The organism is Candidatus Poriferisodalis sp., assembly GCF_965205175.1.
GTDB lineage: Bacteria > Actinomycetota > Acidimicrobiia > Acidimicrobiales > Poriferisodalaceae > Poriferisodalis.
On the sequence record NZ_OZ242038.1, the window covers coordinates 488,774 to 511,438 of the forward strand.

General features: G+C 67.1%; 14 protein-coding genes. 4 read left to right on the forward strand and 10 right to left on the reverse strand.

The window, feature by feature from the left end; genetic code table 11:
* Positions 1–134: 134 nt before the first annotated feature.
* From ACOGI4_RS02075 to ACOGI4_RS02090, 4 genes are all read right to left on the reverse strand, one after another.
* Complete coding sequence (locus ACOGI4_RS02075; protein WP_419842304.1) at positions 135–2,816, reverse strand: fibronectin type III domain-containing protein; 2,682 nt, start codon at positions 2,814–2,816, stop codon at positions 135–137.
* 125 nt (positions 2,817–2,941) lie between these two features.
* On the reverse strand, positions 2,942–5,857 hold the full coding sequence (gene topA / locus ACOGI4_RS02080; RefSeq protein ID WP_419842305.1) for a type I DNA topoisomerase: 2,916 nt from the start codon (positions 5,855–5,857) through the stop codon (positions 2,942–2,944).
* A gap of 148 nt (positions 5,858–6,005) precedes the next feature.
* A complete protein-coding gene (locus ACOGI4_RS02085; protein WP_419842306.1) occupies positions 6,006–6,962 on the reverse strand; it encodes a DUF368 domain-containing protein in 957 nt (318 codons plus the stop codon).
* A gap of 179 nt (positions 6,963–7,141) precedes the next feature.
* Positions 7,142–8,536: an ammonium transporter gene (locus ACOGI4_RS02090; RefSeq protein WP_419842307.1), complete on the reverse strand. Its 1,395-nt coding sequence runs from the start codon at positions 8,534–8,536 to the stop codon at positions 7,142–7,144.
* Between the two features lie 325 nt (positions 8,537–8,861).
* On the opposite strand from ACOGI4_RS02090, the gene betA reads away from it, so the two are divergent.
* Both betA and ACOGI4_RS02100 read left to right on the forward strand, forming a co-directional pair.
* Complete coding sequence (betA, locus tag ACOGI4_RS02095) at positions 8,862–10,526, forward strand: choline dehydrogenase (protein ID WP_419843062.1); 1,665 nt, start codon at positions 8,862–8,864, stop codon at positions 10,524–10,526.
* Positions 10,527–10,589: 63 nt separating this feature from the next.
* Positions 10,590–11,522: a hypothetical protein gene (locus ACOGI4_RS02100; RefSeq protein ID WP_419842308.1), complete on the forward strand. Its 933-nt coding sequence runs from the start codon at positions 10,590–10,592 to the stop codon at positions 11,520–11,522.
* On the opposite strand, the gene ACOGI4_RS02105 is transcribed toward ACOGI4_RS02100, so the two are convergent.
* The 4 genes from ACOGI4_RS02105 to ACOGI4_RS02120 all read right to left on the reverse strand — a co-directional run bounded on the left by ACOGI4_RS02105 (position 11,448) and on the right by ACOGI4_RS02120 (position 16,507).
* Positions 11,448–13,556 (reverse strand): sodium-translocating pyrophosphatase, encoded by a 2,109-nt coding sequence (locus tag ACOGI4_RS02105; RefSeq protein ID WP_419842309.1) that lies wholly within the window; start codon positions 13,554–13,556, stop codon positions 11,448–11,450. The genes ACOGI4_RS02100 and ACOGI4_RS02105 overlap by 75 nt on opposite strands.
* A 19-nt stretch (positions 13,557–13,575) precedes the next feature.
* Positions 13,576–14,973 (reverse strand): Na+/H+ antiporter NhaA, encoded by a 1,398-nt coding sequence (gene nhaA / locus ACOGI4_RS02110; RefSeq protein WP_419842310.1) that lies wholly within the window; start codon positions 14,971–14,973, stop codon positions 13,576–13,578.
* 90 nt (positions 14,974–15,063) lie between these two features.
* Positions 15,064–15,390, reverse strand: a complete 327-nt coding sequence (locus ACOGI4_RS02115) for an STAS domain-containing protein (RefSeq protein WP_419842311.1) — start codon at positions 15,388–15,390, stop codon at positions 15,064–15,066.
* On the reverse strand, positions 15,383–16,507 hold the full coding sequence (locus ACOGI4_RS02120) for an LLM class flavin-dependent oxidoreductase (protein WP_419842312.1): 1,125 nt from the start codon (positions 16,505–16,507) through the stop codon (positions 15,383–15,385). The genes ACOGI4_RS02115 and ACOGI4_RS02120 overlap by 8 nt, the downstream gene beginning before the upstream one ends.
* Positions 16,508–16,700: 193 nt before the next feature.
* Between ACOGI4_RS02120 and ACOGI4_RS02125 the strand changes: the two genes are divergently transcribed.
* Positions 16,701–17,420, forward strand: a complete 720-nt coding sequence (locus ACOGI4_RS02125; protein WP_419842313.1) for a TetR/AcrR family transcriptional regulator — start codon at positions 16,701–16,703, stop codon at positions 17,418–17,420.
* 36 nt (positions 17,421–17,456) lie between these two features.
* On the opposite strand, the gene ACOGI4_RS02130 is transcribed toward ACOGI4_RS02125, so the two are convergent.
* Positions 17,457–19,499, reverse strand: a complete 2,043-nt coding sequence (locus ACOGI4_RS02130; RefSeq protein ID WP_419842314.1) for a vWA domain-containing protein — start codon at positions 19,497–19,499, stop codon at positions 17,457–17,459.
* Complete coding sequence (locus ACOGI4_RS02135) at positions 19,496–20,956, reverse strand: sigma 54-interacting transcriptional regulator (RefSeq protein WP_419842315.1); 1,461 nt, start codon at positions 20,954–20,956, stop codon at positions 19,496–19,498. Before ACOGI4_RS02135 ends, ACOGI4_RS02130 begins: the two co-directional genes overlap by 4 nt.
* A 141-nt stretch (positions 20,957–21,097) precedes the next feature.
* On the opposite strand from ACOGI4_RS02135, the gene ACOGI4_RS02140 reads away from it, so the two are divergent.
* Positions 21,098–22,618, forward strand: coding sequence for a hypothetical protein (locus ACOGI4_RS02140; RefSeq protein ID WP_419842316.1), 1,521 nt, complete (start codon positions 21,098–21,100; stop codon positions 22,616–22,618).
* Positions 22,619–22,665: the final 47 nt, after the last annotated feature.

Here is a 22,665-nt window from a genome sequence, read left to right on the forward strand (position 1 = left end):
GCAGACTAGGTGCAACAGACGAGGTGCAGGTTGGCGCGAACTCGTTGAGGCGTGATGCGGGTGTGCCGCCTCTGGCGGTGTGCTGCCGGGGGAAGCTGCAGTCGTAGGCGCAGCGGACCAGCCCGACGCGGTGGTCAGCCCAATGTCTCGTCGGCGTCGCTCAACGATTCACTGCCTGACTTCTCACCGACTGTCGCTTCGCTTTCGTCGTCGTTGACGATGGTCCCGGTGGCCTGCATGTGATGCTTGCTGCCGGAGGCAAACTGGACACGCGTGTCGTCGGTGCGCAAGTTGTCGAGCCACAACACCAGCGTCTCGTCCTCTTCGACTTCGGTGTCGCCGTACACGGTCACGGTCACGGTCTGCGTGAGCGCTGCACCGGTGGCACCCGCCTCGAACACTACGGTTCGCAGCTTGTGGAAGTGATAAAAGTCGGCGTACTTACCGCCCGTGGCTGTCGGGGCTTCAGCGAAACGAGCACTGCTAGTGTCGCTTCCGAACGCTGTTGCCCGCAAGCTCACGCGATGCGATGGCGAACTGTTCAGCGTGACCGTGAAGATCATGTCGGTCTTGCCGGAGTCGCCCTCTTCCACCGTCACATCGGACACCGAAATGGTGTGACCAACAGCATCGTGTGCATCGTCGTCAAGGATAGTTCCGGTGACTTCCAGCCGCTGCTCGCCCCCAAGGAACGACACCCGCGTGTCGTCGGTGCGCAGGTTGTTCAGGCGCAGCTTCAAAGTCTCGTGGTCCTCCGGCACTTCGTCGCCGAGGATCTTCACGGTAACGGTCTTGGTGAGCGCATCGCCGGTCGCTCCAGCTTCCCAAACCAGCTTCTGATTCCTGAACATCATGAAGTCACGACCGGCACCGCCGAGGCCAGCGCTGCGACCCCCTTTCGCCTTGTCGGCTTCGTCACGCGCCCACGCAGTTGCCGTGATGGACACCTGGTGAATGGGAGAGCTGCTCAGAGTGACGGTGAACACCATGTCGGTTTCGCCGCTGTCTCCTTCAGCCACAGACACGTCGGATGCGGATATAATCGGGTCTTCCGTAACTGTCCCGACAGATTGGGCACCTGAACCGGAGTTGTCGGCTGCAGTTCGGAAACTGATGCGGGAGGTAGTGTGCGGGTTCAGGCAGGCCCAGCCACTGCCATGCGTCGTGATCTTCACCATGTACGCAGTGTTGCTCTTCAAGCCGGTCGCCCGGTAGGCAGTTTCGGCGCCGAGACGAACGTCGACGATCGGAGTGGCACGGTGCTGGCCTGCCGGCTGAATCCGCAGATGCTGCGAAGTAACAGGGCAAGCAGTGGCCGGCCTGAGTCCCCACTTGATGTCAACCGATGTCGACCTCGTTACTGCGATGCCCATCCAGTCAATGGTTGCCGGTCTGACAAGCGGAATCTTCTTGGTGGTAAACGAGCCGCCTACCAGGTAGCGTTGACCGCAGTCCGCGTTGCCATGGGGTTCAAGACTGACCCTATGTCCCGTATCCGGCTTCAGTCCGGTGATGGTCGTGGTCAGCACGTTTCCCGCCACCTCTTTTTCGATAAGCGGTGCATGACTGACTCGCCAAGGTTCACGCCAGACATAGATCCGATAGGCTTGGACGACGCAGCCAGTTGAATCACCGGGCGTCCACGTCATGGTCGCCGAAGTTCCCGTGACTTGGGTGAAGGTAGGGAAGCCTGGAATCGGCGTCGGGTACAGCGCCGGTGTTGCGAACGTGTTGATGGCAGCTTGCGGCTGGGCTAACTGCTGCTGAATGCACCCAAGGTCATCACTGGCGCCGTGAGCTGCCACCCACACTCGGTGCTGTGCTTCGGGGGTCAAACCGGTCACCTTCAAGCTGAATGTGTTGCCGGGTACTCGCGTATTGAGTATCAGAGTTCCATGCCCACGCTGCTCGGGCTGCAAGAGCGGCATGACCATCACCTGATATTGATCAGGTTCGCAGCCGGTGGAAGTTCCGGCTTCCCATGAGATCAAAGCGGTTGTCGGCGTAATCGACGTAAGTTTCGTGCCGGTCGGCGCAGCCGGCAGCGTCGGCTTGAGCGTGGTGAAACTGCCGCCGTACGTGAGATTGAAACGGTTGTGGCACTTGGGATTAGTTGCGGGCACTACGGGCGCTACGGAGACCAGCACTTGATATTTCGTGTTGGGTCGCAAGCCTGTGGCCGCCACTCGGGTTGAAGTATCCTGTTTCGTGCGTGTGTAGATCCACTCCTCGAACTCCACTGGACTCTTGTCCAGCTGATATTTGATCGGATCTAGGGTCACGCGGTACCCCCAGACTGGACAGCCGTTGTCGGCGCCGGGAGTCCAGCTGATGACTGCCTTCGTCTGCGTGATCTGGGTCGCCTGTATGTTCGTCGGACTCGGAGGTACGGTCGACGCAGGCTTGAGCGTGGTGAAACTGCTGCCATAGGTGAGGTTGAGACGGTTAGCGCATTTGGCACTGGTCACGGGCACTACGGGCACTACGGAGACCAGCACTTGATATTTCGTGTTGGGTCGCAAGCCTGTGGCCGCCACTCGGGTTGAAGTGTCTCCTTTCGTGCGTGTGTAGATCCACTCCTCGAACTCCACTGGACTCTTGTCCAGCAGATATTTGCTCGGATCTAGGGTCACGCGGTACCCCCAGACTGGACAGCCGTTGTCGGCGCCAGGAGTCCAGCTGATCACCGCCTTTGTCTGCGTGACTTGGGTCGCCTGTATGTTCGTCGGACTCGGAGGCACCAGTGGTTCGGTCGACGCGGATGCGACACCGGACAGGTGAGCGGTCAGCAGAGATGCTGCAAGCAACGAAGCCATGAGCAACTTGGACAGACGTAGACGGGTGCAGCGCACGGAAACTCCCCAGTTCAATCCATGAGTTGGGCAATGCTGCCCACAGTGGCGGCAGATGAGGCCTCTGTGGTCAACTCCCGAGCACTGTATCACGCGGATGACTTGGCGGCGCGCTTCTTCGCGGCGCGCTTCTTGGCTGGCGCCTTGGTCGCCGCGCTCTTCTTCGCGGCGCGCTTGGTCGCCGCGCTCTTCTTGGCCGGGCCCTTCTTGGCCGGGCCCTTCTTCGCCGCGCTCTTCTTCGCGGCGCGCTTCTTGGCCGGGCCCTTCGCGCGCCGCATCGCCAGCAGTTCGGCCGCACGCTCGATGGTCAGCGAGTCTGCATCGTCACCCTGCTGCAGCGTCGCGTTGTACTCGCCGTCGGTCACGTACTGGCCGTAGCGGCCGTCCTTGAGCACCATGGGCTTGCCGCTGTCGGGGTCGGTGCCGATCTCGCGTCCCGGCTTCGCCGCCGTTTGGCCACGGCGACGACGCGGCTGGGCCAACAACGCCAAGGCCTCATCCAGCGTGAGCGTGAAGAGCTGCTCCTCGGACTCGAGACTGCGGGTCTCCTGCTGCTTGCCTTCGCCCTTGGTCAGATACGGGCCGTACCGGCCGGCACGCACCACGATCTGCTGCCCATCGGACGGGTCCATCCCAACGGTGCGCGGCAGCGACAGCAGCATCAGAGCATCGTCGAGGGTCAGTGTCTCGGGCGTCTGCGAACTCAGCAGCGACGCAGTGCGGGGCTTGCCGTCGGTCTCGCCGACCCTGCCCAGCGAGATGTACGGGCCGTAGCGGCCACGCTGCACGATGATGTCGAGTCCGGTGTCGGGATCGGTGCCCACGACGCGGTCGGTCGGCTCGTCGAGCAACGCGAGCGCTCGTTCCAGGGTCAGCTCGTCCGGCGCAAGGCCCTCGGGCAGCGAACAGATGGATTCACCGCGCCGGAGATAGGGCCCATAGCGACCCAGTTTGGCAATCACCGGTTCGCCCTCTTCGTCGGTGCCGACGGGTATGGCGTTGATCTCGGCTGGATCGATGACCGCCAAGCGGCCGTCGGAGACCAGATGACGCAAACCGTCGGCCGCCTGCGGCGCATCGACCTCGCTCTCGCCGAAGTAGAAGTCGTGCAGCCACGGCTGGGCCTCGCGCTGGCCGTTCGCTATCTCGTCGAGGTCTTCTTCCATGCGGGCGGTGAGCGCGTAGTCGACTAGGTGGTCGAAGTGGCGCTCCATCAGTCCGACCGTGACCAGGGCAGTGAAGGTCGGCACCAGCGACGAGCCCTTCTTCCAAACGTATCCGCGGGTCTGGATGGTCTCGATGATGCTGGCGTAGGTGCTGGGCCGGCCCACGCCCAGCTCTTCGAGCCGCCGCACCAGCGACGCCTCGCCGTAGCGGGCAGGCGGATTGGTGTGGTGAGCACTCGGCTCGAGTGTTACGGCTAGTGCTTCATCGCCTGCGGCCAGATCGGGCAGGAGCCGCTCGGGCTCGTCATCGCTGCGGTCTGCGTCGGCGCTGGTCGGCGGCGGCGCGTAGGCGAGCCGGAAGCCGGGACTGAGTACCACTGTGCCCGAAGCGGACAGCTCCACATGGTGCCGGCCAGCCCCCGCATCGTGGGAGGGCGCACCTGCGCTGGCCGGCGCGGGCACGGCCGGCGCACTCGGGCTTGGCGCGAACGCTGACGGCAGCTCGCACTCCGCTGTGCCGACCAGCCTGATGGTGACCGTCTCGCCGGTGGCGTCGATCATCTGACTGGCGACGGTTCGCTGCCACACCAAGTCGTAGACGCGGGCGGCATCTCCGCCCAAGTCGTTGACGCTGCCGGGCGCAGACCAGCTGTCGCCGGCAGGGCGGATGGCTTCGTGCGCTTCTTGGGCGTTCTTGACCTTGCGGGTGTAGATGCGGGGTGCGGACGGGAGGTTTTCGCTGCCGTAACGGTCGCGCACCAGACGCCGGGCGGCATCGAGCGCTTGGTCTGAGAGCGTCGTGGAGTCGGTGCGCATGTAGGTGATGCGGCCGTTCTCGTAGAGCCGCTGGGCGGCGGCCATCGTGCGCGCCGCCGAGAAGCCCAAGCGAGCGCCGGCGGCCTGCTGGAGCGTCGAGGTGATGAACGGCGGCTGCGGGCGGCGGCGATACGGCTTGGCCTCGCGCGAGGCAACGGTGAAAGGTGCCCCGGTCAAGGCTTCCGTCAGCGAGCCGGCAGCATCCGCGTCGAGCACCACAAGTCCGTCGGTTCGCAGCTCGCCTTGCTGGTCGAAGTCGCGGCCCTGCGCGATGCGGCGCTCGTTCACCGACACCAGCGACGCGTCGAACAGTTCCGCTGCACGGTCAGAACCGGCAGCTTCGCTCCCGCCGTCGCCGGTGGCACCTTCTGCGGGCGCGGACGCGGCATCCAGCGTGGCGGTGACGCTCCAGTACGCCGCCGACCGGAACGCCATCCGCTCCCGCTCCCGCTCCACGATGAGCCGGTTGGCCACGCTCTGGACGCGCCCGGCTGACAGCTTCGGCGCCACCTTCTTCCACAGCACCGGCGAAACCTCATAGCCGTAGAGACGGTCGAAGATGCGCCGTGCCTCCTGCGCATCCACCAGCCGACGGTCCAAGTCGCGGGGGTGGTCGATGGCCTCTTGGATCGCCGCAGCGGTGATCTCGTGGAAGACCATGCGGTGTACCGGCATCTGCGGGTTCAGCACTTCGATCAGGTGCCAGGCAATGGCCTCGCCCTCGCGATCCTCGTCTGTGGCCAGATACAGCCGGTCGGCGTCACGCAGCAGCGACCGCAACCGCTGGACCTGCTGTTTCTTCGGCGGTGGCACCACGTACAGCGGCTTGAAGCCGTCGTCGGGATTCACGCCCCAGTTGTTCTTCCACCCTTTGGATCTGTAGGCGGCTGGCATCTCCGAAGCCTTGCTCGGCAGATCCCGGATGTGCCCGATGGACGACTCCACCACGTAGTCGTCTCCCAGCAGACGCGAGATGGTGCGCGCCTTCGCAGGTGATTCGACGATGACGAGTGACTTGGCCATTGCCTGTCTCCGTGGCTTGATGCCTGGTTCGTGGCGACGCAGTGGTGGCGGGGTGGTGCTTGCTTGGTGACGGGGGCGCGGCGGCGGAACATAGCGCAACAGTCTCTGCATGCGGCAGCCGATGCGCTCCGGGCACCCACTCGGGTACTCATGGCAGGCGCTTCGTCGCAGAGGCACGACGGCGGGAATTGCTCCGTGGAAGCTCGGTCACCCGCTGTTGCTGGGAGCCGCCGAAACGGCGCAGCGCCACGGCCAATGCTGCTGCGACTGCGGCAGCGAGGAGCGCGCCCGGCACCTCGGACGCAGGCGGCGCTCCGAGTGCCGCGTTGCCGAACCCCTCCGCAGCGGTGTCGCCGACCGGCCATGGCCACAGCACCCGCAGCGACCCTGCCATCAGGCCCAGCAGCACGGCGATCACGGCGTCCCGTCGTCGTTCCAGCACGAACGCCAGCAAGCGCGAGAACAACCCGAGCCCGACCGCAGCTCCCAGCGCGAACAGCGAGACCGTCGCGAGGTCCCGCTGCGACACCGCAGCCGTGATCGGGTCGTACAGTCCGATCATCAGCAGCACGAAGGCGCCGGAGATGCCGGGCAGGATCATGGCGCAGACCGCCAGCGTGCCTGCCGCGATGATCACTGCCGCAGCGGGGTCGGTGACGCTGCCCGAGCGCACGCCCAGCAGCACGAACACCGCAGCAGCGACAGCCGCCGCCGTGGCCACGAGCTCCCAGCGCCAGCGACTCACCTCTCGCCGGGTGATCACCGCGGTGGCGAGCACGAGGCCGAAGAACGCTGCCGACAAGCCGACGGGCTGTTCTTCGATGCCGTAGCGCACCAGCTCGACGAGTGCCACGACCGCGATGGCGATACCGGCAGCCAGCGCTGCCAGGAAGCTCCATTCGGCTTGAGCGGCCATGCGGAAGGCGAGCCGCACGTGGCCGCGCAGCGCAGCGGATGCTGATGTGCTCAGGTGCGCCACTTGGGCCACCAGCCGGTCGTAGATGCCGAGCAGCAGTGCCACCGTGCCGCCCGACACGCCGGGGACGACATCGGCTGCGCCCATCGCCAGTCCGCGCGCCACATCCGCCATGATCCGCCGCACCACCGCACAGAAGCTAGGCGCAGCGACCCAGGCCGAGCGCGAAGGCGCCCCGGACACGCGTCCGGGGCGCCTTCAAAGATGTGCGATGGCGCTGGCCGGCACAGCGTCATTCGCCTGCTGAGGCGTCTTCAGTCGATGGCTGACACGGCTGCAGCCCACGACCGAGTGCCGGCGGCTGAAGGTCAGTCGCTGGTGTGTCTGCTGCTGGTGACCACCTCGTCCAGCGTCATGCCCGGGCCGCCGTGCTCGGAGACGTCGAGGCCGGCCGTCTCCTCCTCAGCCGAGACCCGCAGGCCGATGGTGGCCTTCAGTGTGCCGAACAGGATCACCGAGGCCGCCACCACCCACGCGGCCACGATGACCACCATCACCAGCTGCACGATCAGCTGCTCGATGCCGCCTCCGTAGAACAGGCCGGCGTTCTCGCGGCCTAGGAACGCATCGTCGTAGCGAGCGAACAGGCCGATGGCGAGCGTGCCCCAGATGCCGGCCGCACCGTGGACGGCGAAGGCGCCGACAGGGTCGTCGATCTTCAGCTTGCGGTCCACGAAGCCGACGACGAGCACCACGACGAAACCGGCGATGAACCCGGTCACGATGGCGCCCCAAGGCGTCATCGTGCCCGCGCCGGCGGTGATGCCCACCAGGCCCGCCAGCGCGCCGTTGCCGGCCATCGGCACGTCGGGGCGGCCGGTGCGCAGCCAGTTCAGCGCCGTGGCACCGATCACCCCGGCACAGGCAGCCAGCACCGTGTTGAGCGCCACGAACATCACGAACTCATCCGCGGCCAGCTCCGAACCGGGGTTGAAGCCGAACCAGCCGAACCACAGGATGAACACGCCCAAGATGGCGAGCGTCACATTGTGGCCCGGGATGTTGCGCGACGTGCCGTCGGCGGCGTACTTGCCGATGCGGGGCCCGAGCATCCATGCGCCGACGAGCGCCATCCAGCCGCCCACGCTGTGAACGATGGTGGAGCCGGCGAAGTCGCTGTAGACGGCATCGCCGATCGAGATGTTGGCGATGAGGCCGCCGCCCCAGGTCCAGTGGACGACGATGGGATAGATGATCGCCGTGGTCACCAAGCTGAAGATGAGATACGTGCTGAACTTGGTCCGTTCCGCCATGGCGCCCGACGCGATGGTGACCGCGGTGGCGGCGAAGACGGCTTGGAAGAAGAAGTCGGTCGAGCCCGACAGGCCTTCGGAGATGTCGAACAGGTCGACGCCGGACAGCGCGAACGAGCCCCAGCCGAACACGCTGTTGGCGGCGGAGTCACCACCGTAGGCCAGGCCGTAGCCCACGAGGAAGAACGCCAGGATGCCAATGGACGCGTCGGCGAGGTTCTTGGCCATGATGTTGGCCACGTTCTTGGAGCGGGTGAGGCCGGACTCCAGCATCGCGAACCCGGCCTGCATCAAGAAGACCAGCACACCTGCGATGAACACCCACAGGTTGTCCATCACCGCTTGGACGATCTCAGCCGACAGCGCGTCGTCCTGAGCACCTGCAGGACCGGCGAACAAGAAGAGGCCTGCGACGGCGCCGAGACCGAGGACGAATAGCTTGCGTTTCATGGATGCTCCTTCGCGAGTGACGTTGACCTGCCGGCTGCTTGGCTGAATTGGCCTTGGCTGAATCCGCTCGGCGGCAGATGCGCGCACCAGGCCATGCCCAGACCGACTCCGGCCAAGCCGACTCCGGCGAACGTAGGAACCGCGTGTTGCGCTGCCGTCACACCGTCGTGACCGCTGCATGCACATGGCGGGTCGTGGCGGTTGCGTCCATGTTTCGGCCACGTTGCCGGAGAGCCCGCGCTGCCGTCGGACCGTGCAACCAGCGAGCACCTGGTACTCGACGTACTCGGCCGGCGCCGGTCGCCTTGCGAGCAACGGCGATCCGGTGAGCGAACCCCGCTACGACTTCGTCATCGTGGGCGGCGGATCAGCCGGCTGCGCGCTCGCCAATCGGCTGAGCGCCGACCCCGGCACCGAAGTGCTGGTGCTCGAAGCCGGACGCCGCGATTACCGCTGGGACGTGCTCATCCACATGCCGGCAGCGCTGGCCATGCCGATCGGCAATCGCTTCTACGACTGGCGTTACGAAACCGAACCGGAGCCCCACATGGGCGGACGTCGGGTGTATCACGCCCGCGGCAAGGTGCTCGGCGGCTCCAGCTCCATCAACGGCATGATTTTCCAACGCGGCAACCCGGTCGACTACGACCGGTGGGCCGGCCAACCCGGCATGTCGGCTTGGGACTACCGGCACTGCCTGCCGTACTTCAAGCGCATGGAGCAGTGCTTGGCGGGCCCCGACGAATGGCGCGGCGGCGAAGGCCCGCTGATGCTCGAGCGAGGCCCGGCCGCCGGCCCGCTGTTCGACGCGTTCTTCGAGGCAGTGCAGCAGGCCGGCTACGTGCTGACCGACGACGTGAACGGCTTCCGCCAAGAGGGCTTTGCCGCCTTCGACCGCAACATCCATCGAGGACGGCGCCTGTCGGCTGCGCGGGCGTACCTGCATCCAGTCAGCGATCGCCCGAACCTGACCGTGCGCACCGGCACGCTGATCGGCCGCGTGCTGTTCGACGGCGCGCGGGCCACCGGAGTGGTCTACCGCCGGCGACGCGGCGAAGAGCACGTCGCCCATGCACGGCACGTCGTCTTGTGCGCGGGCGCCTTCGGCTCCCCGCAGCTGCTGCAGCTCTCCGGCATCGGGCCCGAGGCGCTGCTGCGCCGCCACGGCATCGAGATCGTCTCGGCGCTCGACGGCGTCGGCGAGAACCTGCAGGATCACCTGGAGGTGTACGTCCAGCACGCCTCGAAGCTGCCGGTGACCATGCAGCCTCAGCTGCAGCGCTGGCGACGGCCGTGGATCGGCTTGCAGTGGTTGGCGAGACGAGGGCCTGGCACCACCAATCACTTCGAGGCCGGTGGGTTCGTGCGCAGCAACGCCGATGAGCCCTACCCCAACGTGATGGTCCACTTCCTGCCGCTGGCGGTGCGCTACGACGGCTCGGCGCCGGCCGGCAAGCACGGCTACCAAGTGCACGTGGGTCCGATGCGCTCCGACGCTCGGGGCAGCGTGCGCATCACGTCTGCTGACCCCGCAACCAAGCCGGCGATCCGCTTCAACTATCTGTCCACCGCGCAGGATCAACGAGAGTGGGTCGAAGCGGTGCATGTCGCACGCCGCATCTTGAGCCAAGCGGCGTTCTCGCCCTTCAGCGACGGCGAGCTATCGCCCGGTCCCGCCGTCAAGTCCGACGACGAGATCTTGGACTGGGTGGCACGAGATGCCGAGACGGCTCTGCACCCTGCTGGCACCGCACGACTGGGCACCGACCCCGCGGCGGTCACCGACCCTGCGACGATGGGCGTGCATGGCACCTCGGGCCTCAGCGTCGTGGATGCCTCGGTGATGCCCACGGTGACGAACGGCAACATCTACGCGCCGGTCATGATGATCGCCGAGAAGGCCGCCGACCTCCTGCTCGACAACGAGCCGCTCGCGCCGCTGGCGGCACCGGTGTACGAAGGATCAGGCGTGAACGCCGAGGGCGCCTGAGCACCAGCGCCTCATCGACAAAAGCGACACGCCCGAATGCGTACTGCGGGTTACTGTCGCACCATGTCAGCAGCAGCAGATTCGCGCCCGTCCCGTGGTTCCCGGTCGCGTCGGGGCACGGCGCTGCGAGCGCTGATGGTCGCGACTGCCATCGCCGCAGTGTCGACGGCTTGCGTCGACGCTGAGATAGATCTGGTCGTCCACGACGACGGCTCGGGTTCGATGTCGTTGACGATCAACTACGACGGCGCCCTGCTGGAGCAGGCGACACTCGGCGAGAACATCGACGTCGAGCGTCTGTGTGCTGAAGTTGGCGAAGAGGCAGGCGCCGAGCCTTTGGACGTGGGCATCAGCGCTTTGTCGTGGACTGCCGAGGCGTTCATCGACGGCGGTGACTGCGTCGTCACCCAAACCAGTTCGTGGGACGCGGCCGATGCCGAGGCAGTCCTGGCCGAGATGTCCGAAGGGGACGGATTCGGCCTCCGCCGTCTCGACAACGACGGCTGGCGCTTCAGCCTCAGCGGAGACGAACTCGAAGAGACCATGGGCGCCACCGACGGGGAGCTGGCCTCGCTGCCGGATTGGGGTTACGAGGCCCCCACGCTGACGATCTCGGTGAAGCTGCCCGGTGATGCCGTCGAGCACAATGCGGACTCGGCGCGCCGGTCCACCTATACGTGGGAACTCGACTACGGCGAGGCGGACAGCTTGCCCGAGACGCTCTTCGTCGAGACGGCACCCGGAAGCGGCCTCGGGCCGGCGGCCATCGGCGCGATCGTGGCCGGCGCACTGCTGGCGCTTGCGGCGCTGGTCACGCTGCGCCGGCGCCAACAGTCCAAAGCGACCTCAAACGAGGCCGCTGCAAGCCAGACCAGCGAACACGCGGCCGCGCCAAGCCAGCAGACAGCCGCTGAGCCAGCTCTACAGGAAGGCCGGGACGAAGACCAGGCTGACGATGGTCATCACCTTGATGAGGATGTTCATCGCGGGCCCTGAGGTGTCCTTGAACGGGTCGCCGATGGTGTCACCCACGACTGCGGCGGCATGCGCATCGGTGCCCTTGCCGCCGTGGGCGCCGGCCTCGATGTACTTCTTGGCGTTGTCCCACGCGCCGCCCGAGTTCGCCATGTAGATGGCGATCAGGAAGCCGGTCACCACGGCGCCGGCCAGGAAGCCGCCAAGCGCGTTCACGTCGATGAACCCGATCACCAGCGGCAGCACCACCGCCAGGCCGCCGGGCAGGAGCATCTCCCGCAGCGCCGCCTGGGTGGAGATGTCCACGCAGCGGCGGCTGTCGGGCTTCACGCCCGGCTTGCCTTCGCGCAGCCCCGGGATCTCCGCAAACTGCCGACGGACCTCCACGATCATGGCTTGAGCCGCGCGGCCCACCGACGACATGGTCAGCGCAGCGAAGATGAACGGGGTCATGGCCCCGAGGAACAGCCCGATGGTGACGGCCGTCTCGTTGATGTCGAGGTTGACGTCGCTGCCCGCGGTCAGGCTGAACGACTTGAACAGCGCCAGCGCCGTCACCGCCGCTGAACCCACCGCGAATCCCTTGGCCACCGCCGCAGTGGTGTTGCCCAACGAGTCGAGGCTGTCGGTGACGGTGCGCACTTCGGCAGGCAGTTCCGCCATCTCGGCAATGCCGCCGGCATTGTCGGCAATCGGTCCGTAGGCGTCCACCGCCACGATGACGCCGGTCACTGCCAGCATCCCGATGGCAGCCAGCGCCACTCCGTACAAGCCGATGACGTCGCCGGCTTCGCCGAAGGTCAAACCGCCGAACAGGTACGACAGGCCGATCATCGCGGCCACCAGCACCACCGCCGGCAGCGTCGAGAGCTTGCCCTGCGCGATGCCCTCGATGGTCACCGTGGCCGGTCCCGTCTCTGACTGGCGTGCGATGCCCTTCACCGGGCCGAAGTGCTCTGAGGTGAAGTACTCCGAAGTGAAGCCGATGGCCCATCCGCCGAGCAGGCCGGTGATGATCGTGAGCGCCAAGAAGATCGGTGCGCTCAGCTCGTAGCCGCCGACGGTGGGGCTGCCGCCGAAGAGGACCAAGGTGCCCACGACAGCGAAGACCACCGTGAGCGCCATGGCAACGTACTGGCCGGCGTGCAGCTGTCCCGACAGGCTGCGGCCTTCGCGGCCCCGCACGAAGAGCGCGCCGATGATGGAGGCGATCATGCCGAGCGCCCCGATGAGGATCGGATACATGAGCAGCCCCTCGGCGTCGCCGAAGCTGCCGGCCAAGCTGTCGCCTTCGAGGAACACGGGCACCAGCAGTGAAGCCAGCACCACCGGCGCCACGATCGACCCGGCGTAGGACTCGAACAGGTCCGCACCCATGCCGGCCACGTCGCCCACGTTGTCGCCGACGGCATCCGCGATCGTGGCCGGGTTACGGGGATCGTCCTCGGGAATGCCGGCTTCGACTTTGCCCACCAGGTCGCCGCCCACGTCTGCTGCCTTGGTGTAGATGCCGCCGCCGATACGGGCGAACAGCGCGATCGAACTGGCCCCCAGCCCGAAAGCCGCGACGACCTGGAACGCTTGGTCGACGCCGAGCCACTTCACCCACAGCAGGTAGTTGAGCGAGATGCCCAACAGCGCCAGCCCGGCAACGCTGAAGCCCATCACTGCGCCGCCCTTGAATGCCAGCGGCAGCGCCTTGGCGGCCCCGTCGCGGGCCGCATTGGCGGTGCGGCTGTTGGCAGCCGTCGCGATGCGCATGCCGATGAAGCCCGCCACCGACGACAGCACCGCTCCCATCAGGTAGGCGAAACTGGCAGCCGGACGACCGTCGATAGGCACCACCAGCAGCAGCACGAACATGGCTGCCACGAAGACCGACACCCACTGGTACTCGCGGCGCAGGAAGGCCATGGCACCCTCGCGAATCGCCGCTCCGATCTCGCGCATCACCTCGGTGCCTTGGTCAGCCGCCAGCACCACCTTGGCGAAGTAGTACGCCAGTGCCAGCGCCAGCGCAGAGGCGATCAGAGCCAGATAGGGAACAGCAGTCACGTGGACCTCCAAGGTCGCTTCACGGTCGCTTCACAGCCGAGACGTCGTCGTGGGCCTGGCCTTCGTGTGCTTGGTGCTGCTCGGGCGGCACCTCGGTGTGCGCGCCGCGCCTGCCTGAGAGCCACAGCAGCACGAGCGCGGCGCCGCCCGCAGCACCGGAAGCCACCAGGATGCCGATCTTGGCCATGGCAATGCTGGCACCGTCGTCGAACGCCAGTCGCGTGATGAAGATCGACACGGTGAAGCCGATGCCGGCCGCGAAGCCCATGCCCACCAGTTGCAGCCAGTTCATTCCCTCTGGCAGCTCGAAACCGAATCGAGTGGCCACCCAGGTGAACACCGCGATGCCCAGCGGCTTGCCGACCACGAGGCCCAGCAGCACGCCCCAGGTGACCGGCGAGCCGGCCGCATCGGTCAGCGTGTCCACCGACAGCGGCACGCCGGCGTTGGCCAGCGCGAAGACCGGCACGATCAAGAAGGCGGTGAACGGGTGCAGCAGGGCCTCCAGCCGCTCCGTCAGCGGCACCGACTCCTGCACCAGGAACGACGCCTGGTGCACCTGTTCCACCTGCGGGTCGGCGGGGAGCTGATCCACCATCTCCTGGGCCGCCGACCGATCCAGCAGCGGCTTGGCCGGCGTCATCAGGCCCAGCACCACCCCGGCGATGGTGGCGTGTACACCCGACTCCAGCGTGGCGTACCAGATCACGACGCCGACCACCCAGTACACCTCGAGCACCCACACCTTCATCAACGCCAGCGCCCGCACCACCACGATGAGCCCGACCGCCAGCGCCAGCCATCTGAGGTTCAAGTCGCCGCTGTAGAAGATGGCGATGATGGCGATGGCGCCGATGTCGTCGACGATGGCCAGCGTCAGCAGGAACACCTTGAGGATCGGGGGCACCCGCGATCCCAGCAGTGCCACCACTCCCACGGCGAAGGCGATGTCGGTGGCGGTGGGAATGCCCCAGCCCGCGGCGGCTTCGCCTGACGGATTGAACGCGAAGTAGGCCAGCGCCGGCACAGCCATCCCGCCGACGGCGGCAATCGCCGGCAAAGTCGCGGCGCGGACGCTCGAGAGGTAGCCGGTGACCAACTCGCGCTTGATCTCCAGGCCCACGACGAAGAAGAACAACGCCATCAGCCCGTCGTCGACGAAGGCCTCCAGCGACAGCGGATGGATGTGGTAGCCGCCGATGCTGAGGTCGATCTGGGTGTGCCAGAAATCGAAGTAGCTGTCGCTCCACGGCGAGTTCGCCCAGATCAACGCCGCCGTCGCAGCCACCAGCAACAGCGCGCTGCTGGCGACCTCGCGGTGTACGAAGCGCAGGATCGGCCGGGCGACGTATCGGGCCAGCCACCTGTCCCCGCCTGCGAACGTCTCCCGCTGGAACAGATACTCCGCGCCGGACATACGGGCGAACAGGATAGGGCAGCATCGCCGAGGCACTGCCATGAGTCCGACATGATTCCGGGCTGCCGCCGGAGAACGCTCAGCGACGGTTCAGCAGCGCGAGACCTGGGCCATGGCCTGGGGCAGGCCGGGGGTCACCTCGAACAGCGCCTCGACGTCGGTCGTCGCCAGTGTCACGGCGACTTCGGACGTGGTCACGACGAGCGCCATGGCGCCGTCGCGCCGTCGACAGCTGCGCCGAGCGTCGAGCAGCACGCCGAGCACGACGGGGTGCAGCACGCTGACGTCGGAGAGGTCGATGACGAGCCTCGGCGGTGTCCCGGCGGCGGCCAAGGCCGAGCGCACTGCTGCATCCAGCGACGCGATCGCCGCTAGGTCAAGTTCGCCCCGCGGCGTGACGACCGCAGGCTCAGGCAAAGCGCGGCATGACCTTGTCGCTGATGAGCTCCAGCGACGCGTTGATCTGATCCGCTGAGTGGATGCCTTGGGGAATCAAGAAGAACACCTCCTCGATGCCGAGCACCGCACGGGCCTGCTCGATCTGGCGGCTGATCGTGTCGGGGCTGCCCACGAGCGGCAGCGGCATGCCTTGACCGAACTGGACAGCCCACTGGTTCCAGAACCACTCCATGTCGGCGAACTGCGCCCACGCCTGCTCATCGGTTGGGGCACAGACGGCGACACCGCCCCAGGCGCACTCGTGCCCGCGCGGCTTGTCGAGGCCGCGGCGCGCGGCCTCAGCGCGGTACGCCTGCCACAGCGCCTCGCAGAAGTCCATCTTGTCGCTCAGCACGATCGGCGTGCCGCCATAGCGCGCCCAGAACACCGCCGAGTCCATCGACATGGTGAAGCCGCCGTACAGCGGCGGATGCGGCGTCTGCAGCGGCCGCGGCGCGATGCCGACTTCGCGGATGGTCATGTCGGGGTCGACGCCGGCGCCGTAGTCGGCGTACACCGTGTGGGTGTGGGGGTTGAGGCGGTCGTTGGGAAAGCGCCAGAACTCTCCCTCGTAAGAGAATGTGTCGTGGCGCAGTGCCGTGAGCACGACCTCGACGAATTCCTCGAAGAAGCGGCGGTTGTAGACATCGACATCGGTGCCGCGATTCCACTTGCCCACCGCTGCGAGGTCCGGGCGGATCTTGAACTGGTCCACCCAGCGGTGCTGGTAGCCGCGGACAACGCCGAAGCAGAGCCGCCCGCCGGTCATGTGGTCGAGGGTTGCAACTTGCTCGGCGACGCGCAGCGGGTTGTGGGTAGTGGACACGTACCCGCACGCGATCGGCCGCAGCCGGCTGGTGTGGCCCGCAATCCAGCCGGCCATCAGGTTCACGTCGTTGGAGATCTCGAAGCCCTCGATCTGCAGGTGGTGTTCGGGGTGACCGAAGCCGTACCAGCCGTTGGCGTCCGCAAAGCGAGCGATCTCGGCGATCTCGCCGAGCATGCGCTGGTAGTAGTCGTTGTTGAGCCCCGCGAGGCCGGCTTCCAGCTCATGACGCCGGCCAATCGTGCAGTACATGAACAAGCTGAACTTCACTGCGGCCTTCCCTCGCTGGCGCCTTCGGCACTGCGGACCCCGCCGCTTCCGCGGACATCGTCGGTCCGCGGTGCCGGTCGGCGGTCGCCCGGCTGGCCCGCGCAGTGTAGATGAGCGCACCAAGACGCATCCGGTGACGGCGCATCGCATCGTTGATATCGAACGCTCGTTCAGTACTAGTGTCTGCCGCGGCATGAACAGCACCAGTCCAGCATCAGCCGGCCCAGCAACGTCACAGAGCCTGCACAGCAGTGATGGCAATGGCGAGCGAGTTCGCAAGGGGGAGCGCAGCCGAACGCGCATTCTGGACGCCGCTGCGCGCCTGCTGTCGTGCCACGGCTACGCCGCCACCACCTTGACCGACATCGCCTCCGCCGCGCAGATGCAAGCCGGCAGCCTCTACTACCACTTCGACTCGAAGGACTCGATCGTCGAAGAGGTGTTGCGCGTCGGCATCGACCACGCCCGCTGCGCGATCGACACAGCGCTGGACTCGCTGGGGCCCGGCGCCAGCGGCGCCGACCGGCTGGCCGAGGCCATCGTGGCCTACGTCAACTGCATTGTCGCCGAGAGCAGCTTCACCGTGGCCAACATCCGCTGCTTCAACGAGTCTCCTCCTAAGACACGTCAGAGTCTTGCCGTGCCGCTGCGCGAGTTCGCCAACCTGTGGGTGAGCCTGCTCGTCGAAGGCCAAGCGGACGGCTCGCTGCGAGGCGATGCGAACGCGGGCGCGCTGGCTCGCATCCTGATCTCAGGGCTCAATTCGCTCGCCAGCTGGTATCGCGCCAGCGGCGAACTCCGCCTGAACGAGCTGGCTCGACAGTTCGCAGACATGGTCCTCGGCGGCCTTGCGCGACCCGACACCACACGCCTGGCGTCCGCTGCGCCGCCTCCGCTCCAGCAGCATGCGTAGGCAGCACGATTCGGGCAACGTCCGTGCGAGACGCGGCTACAGGCGGCCGCCTGTCACCAAGCGTCGCCGGTGCTCCAGGAAGTCCACCAGGACGTAGTCGCCCAGGTTGTGCGGGCTGGTGAAGAATGCCCGCCCCCCGTTCATCTCGGTCATCTTCTCCACGAACGCCCGCAGGTAGCTGTTCGGATCCAGCATGAACACGTTGATCCGGATGTCCTCGCGAGTGGCGCGCACCACCTCGCGCAGCGTGGCCTCGATGGTTGCACGCGCCGGCGGATAGGCGAAGAACGGTCGGCCATCGCGCGTCAAGTGAGCGGTCGGCTCGCCGTCGGTGATCATGATGATCTGCTTGGAGCCGGTCTGGCGGGCGAGCAGTCGGCGGGCGATCAACATGCCGTGCGCCATGTTGGTGCCGTAGGCGAAGTCCCACGACACCTCAGGCAGCTGGGCGGCGGTCAGCTCTTGCGCCGTCTCCGCGAAGCCGACGATGCCGAGGTAGTCGCGCGGGAACTGCGTGGAGATCAGCGAGTGCAGCGCCATCGTGACCTTCTTGGCGGGCAGGAAGTTGTCGCGCATCGGCATCGACAGCGACAGGTCCAGCATCAGCACCGTGGAGGCCCGCGACAACAGCTCGGACCGTTCGATCTCGAAGTCCTCCGAGCTCAGGCGCACCGGGGTGCCGCTCGACTGGCGGGCGACGGCATTGCGCACCGTGCGCTCGATGTTCAGATGGAACGCGTCGCCGAACTCGTACGGCTTGGTCTCGTACGCCAGCTCGTGGCCGATGCCGGATTTGCGCACCTGGTGACGGCCCAACTTGTCGGCCGTCAGGCGGCTGAACAGGTCGCCCAGCGCGTTCTGCCCGATGCGGCGCAGCGCCCTCGGCGTGAGCTCCAGACGTCCCTCGCTGCGACGAGCGAGGCCTGATTCTTCGAGCATGCGTGCCAGCTCGCTCAGCCGCTCGAGGGCCTCGGCGGATTCGTCGCCGAGCAGTTCGCGCACCCGCTGCGGGTCCACCTCTGCGAGCGCCGAAGGGCTGACGGCGCCCTGCAGCATCTCGCTCAGCTCATCGAGGTCGCCGAGCTGTGCCATCACTTGGGCCGCCTGGGACATGGACAAGGGGTCGTCGCCGCCGAAGGAGTAGCTGCGGCCCCAGCCCGCCTCCGGAAACGCCTCCTGGAGATGCTGCGCGAGCTGCTGAGCCTGCCACTGCAGATCCATGTCGTCCATGAACTGCGCGGCCAGCTCTGCGAGCTGCTGACGCTGCTCGGACGTCATCGAGTTCATCATCGACGCCATAGCAGCCATGCGCTTGGCCATGATCTCGAGCAGTTCGTCGAGCGTCTGGGGTTGCTCTGGGAAGAAATCGCCGTAGCGGTCCATGAAGGCGTCGAAGTCCGGTGTTTCGCCGCGGGCGCGCTGTTCGAGCATCCGGTTGAGCTCGGCCATCATGTCCTTGGTGCGTGCCAAGTCCTCGGGGCTCATGTTGCCCATGGCCCCGGTCATCTGGTCGAAGTAGCTCTGGGCGATTTGCTGACGCAACCGCTCGACCAGCTCAGCGAACTGCTCGCGAGCCTCCGGCGATTCGAAGTCGTAGCTGCGCAGGCCGCGCATCCGCCCGGCCAAGTCCCGAGGCAGCATGTCCAGCTGCAGGTTGCGCTCGGCGGCGCTGGCCGCCGCGGTCTCCTGTCGCCTCGGGTCCGCGCTGTCCGCGGCGTCCTGCTCGAACTCCGCCAGCGCCTCGCGCTCGGTGTCGGTGATGTCGTCGAGTTCGCGGGCGATGTCGTCGTACACGCCGCCCAGGTCGAACCGCTCGAGCAGCTCCGAGCGGCGCTCGCGCAGGCGCTCGATCATCTCGCGCAGACCCTCCAGCCGATTGCCGTGGGCGTCCGTGAAGCCCTGCTGCATGAGGCGTCGCAGCGCGGCGTGAAGATCGCCGTGGTACAGCAGATCGTCGGTCATCTCCGCGAACAGGCTGTCCGCGTCGAACTCGAAGCCAGCCTGGGTGCCGTCCCACGCGGAGTAGCGGAAGCGGGCGCCCTCACGGCCGGCGCGGCGCCGGCGGCCGCGGCGGATCATGTGCGGGAGCGATACGTCGCCCGAGCGCCCACATGCTCCTTGTTGAGCCGCTTCGACAGGTGCAGCCCCTCGAGCACCAGCTCCGCCGCAGAGGCCAGCACTGCTGGAGCGATGCCCTCCTCCGCGCTGCTGGCCAAGTCGGCGTCAGCCGAGGCCGCCACCAGCGACTCCGCCGCCACCGCGAGCGCCTGGTTGCCGGCCAGCAGGTCCATGTAGGCGTCCGAACCCAAGTCGTCGCCGGTGTGTACCACCTTGCCCTCGTCGAAACCGGCCACCACATCGCTCAGCTCGTCCGACGAGAAACGGCTCTTGAAGACTTCGAGCACCGCCGCTTTCAGCATGGCTTCCACGATCTTGCCGTCGCGCCCCTCCTCCAACGACTCGATCTCGATCTTGCCCGCAGTGGAGCTCATGAGCGAGTCCAAGTCGCTGACGCGGGGCACCACGTGTTGTTCGCCGCGTTGCAGCGCCCGGCGTGTGGCGTTGGCCGCCAGTGTCTCGGTGTTGGTCACGGTCATGCGCACCGAGACGCCCGAGCGCTGATTGACCTGGGCGCTGGCACGGGCGACATGGCTGAACGTCGCCACGATCTCCGCCATGAAGTCGGGGATGGTCACCGACACGGCACCGCCGCTGCCGCCGACTTCGGCCAGGTCCAGCGGTCGGGCCTCGGCCGCCGCGATGTCCATCTCGGTGTCCACGTCGAGCGGGTAGTGGGTACGGATCTGGGCGCCGAAGCGATCCTTGAGCGGAGTGATAATGCGCCCCCGGTTGGTGTAGTCCTCCGGGTTGGCTGTGGCCACCAGCATCACGTCGAGCGGCAGTCGGATCTTGTAGCCCCGGATCTGGATGTCGCGTTCCTCGAGCACGTTCAACAGCCCTACCTGGATTCGCTCTGCGAGGTCGGGCAGCTCGTTGATAGCGAAGATGCCGCGGTTGGTGCGCGGCACGAGCCCGTAGTGCAGTGTCAGCTCGTCGGACAAGTACCGGCCCTCGGCCACCTTGATCGGGTCCACCTCGCCGATGAGGTCGGCGATGGACGTGTCGGGCGTGGCCAGCTTCTCGCCGTAGCGGGAGTCGCGGTGCGCCCACGCAATGGGCGTGTCGTCGCCGTGCTCAGCGACGAGATCGCGGGCGTGGCGCGAGACCGGGCGGTACGGGTCGTCGAAGATCTCCGAGCCTTCGATGTAGGGCATCCACTCGTCGAGCAGGTTGACCAGTGAGCGGATCATGCGGGTCTTGGCCTGGCCGCGCTCGCCGAGAAACACCACGTCGTGCCCGGCCAGCATGGCGTTCTCCAGCTGAGGCAGCACCGTGTTCTCGTAGCCCATCACTCCGGCGAACAGCGGTTCGGCTGCCGCAATGGCCCGTGCGGCGTTGGCTCGCAGCTCTTCCTTGACCGGACGGGAGACCCAGCCGGACGTCCGCAGCTCGCCGAGCGTCGTGGGTTGGCACATGGCGGCAACCTAGTGCGCAAACGCCGATTCGATGCCTCGTGCCCGCACCGCTCGGCCGTGCTCAGCCGGCCCGGTACGCGGCCCGCCAGCGTGCGGCGCCGCAGTACGGGGCACGCGCGGGCGGGGCGGTACCTTCGCCGAATGGACCGGATCGATCTGCCTGGGTGGTCGCTGACGTGCGGCGCATCGGCGGCTGGCCCTGCGGACGGCACTGCGATAGATGACACGTTGGCGGACGGCACTACAGCGAGCGGTGCTTCGGTGGGCGGCGCTGCGACAAGCGGCAGGTCGGCGGACGACACGGCGACAGATGGCAGGTCGGTGCGCGACACGGCAGACGACACTGATGACGGCCATGCGGCGAGGGTGCTGGACGGCACGTGGCTGGTGCGTGCGGCGGGGCCCGGGGAGTGGCGGACCGTGGCAGACCGCGCGCTCGACGAGTCCGGCTGGCAGGCGACGTCGTCGCCGGGCCGCTGGTGGCTCGACGCCGGCCTCGCCGGTGAGCACGCTGTCCTATACCGGCGGCACTTCGAGCTTCCGGCCGATGTGGCGTCGCTGGTGGAAGCGACCTCGCAGCGCGGCGCTCGCTGGTGGCTGGTTGCCGGCGGCCTGTGCGAGCTGGGTCACCTGTGGCTGGACGGCGCCTACTTGGGGGACCTGCGCGGACGCCACGCGGAGCACGCCTTCGAGGTGGACGCACTGCTGCGCACCGGCATCGAGCATCTTGCGGCCGTCGAGGCCGGACACGGCGCCGTTCGGGTGCCCCAGCAGGAGAACGCCGACATGCGGATACAGCGCACGGGACCTGCGCGCATCGAGCGAGTCCGCGCCCTGGTGATCGAGGCCAGCCCGGATCGCGCCGTGCTGCGCATCACCGCCACCGTCGACAGTGCCGGCACCCATCGCGGCGAACTCACCACCACCGTGCTTCCGGTCGCATCCCGCAGCTCAGATGCTTCCGATGGCCGCGCCCGTGCCGGCGTCCACAGCAAAGCTGTGCGTGACACCGACGCTGGCGCTCGGGCGAGCGGCACGTCGGCGCTGTGTCCGCGACAGCGTGCGGTTCTGGGCGACGGTCTTGCGGAATCGGTCCAGATTCTGGCACGAGGGCGCAACGAGCTGGAGTGGCTGGTGGCGCTGGAACAGCCGTCGCTGTGGTGGCCGGCTGGCATGGGCGCACAAGATCTGTACTGCATCACGGTCACGGTCGCCGTCGACGGCCAGCCCAGCGACATCGTGCGCCTGCCGATCGGGGTCCGCACCGTGGCAATCCGTCGCGGCCGGCTGGTGGTCAACCGCGAGCAGCATCCGGACGGCCTCGGTGCCACCGAGACCGTCGAGCACCAGGTCGACCATCGCAACGCCTACGCAGCGGCGAATGCACGTGGCGCGGTGATCTGCCAGCAGATCAGCCTCGACCCCGGCGTGTTCGCCGGCGACGATCGCAGCCGACGCGCACTGGCCGGCCGTGCCGCTGCGGCCGCCGCCGACCAAGCGGGGCACCATCCGAGCATCGTCGCCTGGCAGCCGATGGGCATCTCGGCGGGACCTGCACGCAAGCCCTGGCGTTCTCCGACCGCACGCAGCATCATGCGCAAAGCCATGCGCGCGGCGGATCCGACTCGCCCGACGTACTGGCATTCAAGAACGAGCAGCTGAGCGGCGCAACGAGTGTCGACAGGTCCGACGGCACAGTAAGCGCCGCA

Excerpts from the sequence above, each read along its gene's own strand:
- ACOGI4_RS02075 (WP_419842304.1), bottom strand. The coding sequence starts at position 2,816 with ATGGCTTCGTTGCTTGCAGCATCTCTGCTGACCGCTCACCTGTCCGGT.
- topA (WP_419842305.1), bottom strand. The coding sequence starts at position 5,857 with ATGGCCAAGTCACTCGTCATCGTCGAATCACCTGCGAAGGCGCGCACC.
- ACOGI4_RS02090 (WP_419842307.1), bottom strand. The coding sequence starts at position 8,536 with ATGAAACGCAAGCTATTCGTCCTCGGTCTCGGCGCCGTCGCAGGCCTC.
- ACOGI4_RS02100 (WP_419842308.1), top strand. The coding sequence starts at position 10,590 with ATGTCAGCAGCAGCAGATTCGCGCCCGTCCCGTGGTTCCCGGTCGCGT.
- nhaA (WP_419842310.1), bottom strand. The coding sequence starts at position 14,973 with ATGTCCGGCGCGGAGTATCTGTTCCAGCGGGAGACGTTCGCAGGCGGG.
- ACOGI4_RS02125 (WP_419842313.1), top strand. The coding sequence starts at position 16,701 with ATGAACAGCACCAGTCCAGCATCAGCCGGCCCAGCAACGTCACAGAGC.
- ACOGI4_RS02130 (WP_419842314.1), bottom strand. The coding sequence starts at position 19,499 with ATGATCCGCCGCGGCCGCCGGCGCCGCGCCGGCCGTGAGGGCGCCCGC.
- ACOGI4_RS02135 (WP_419842315.1), bottom strand. The coding sequence starts at position 20,956 with ATGTGCCAACCCACGACGCTCGGCGAGCTGCGGACGTCCGGCTGGGTC.
- ACOGI4_RS02140 (WP_419842316.1), top strand. The coding sequence starts at position 21,098 with ATGGACCGGATCGATCTGCCTGGGTGGTCGCTGACGTGCGGCGCATCG.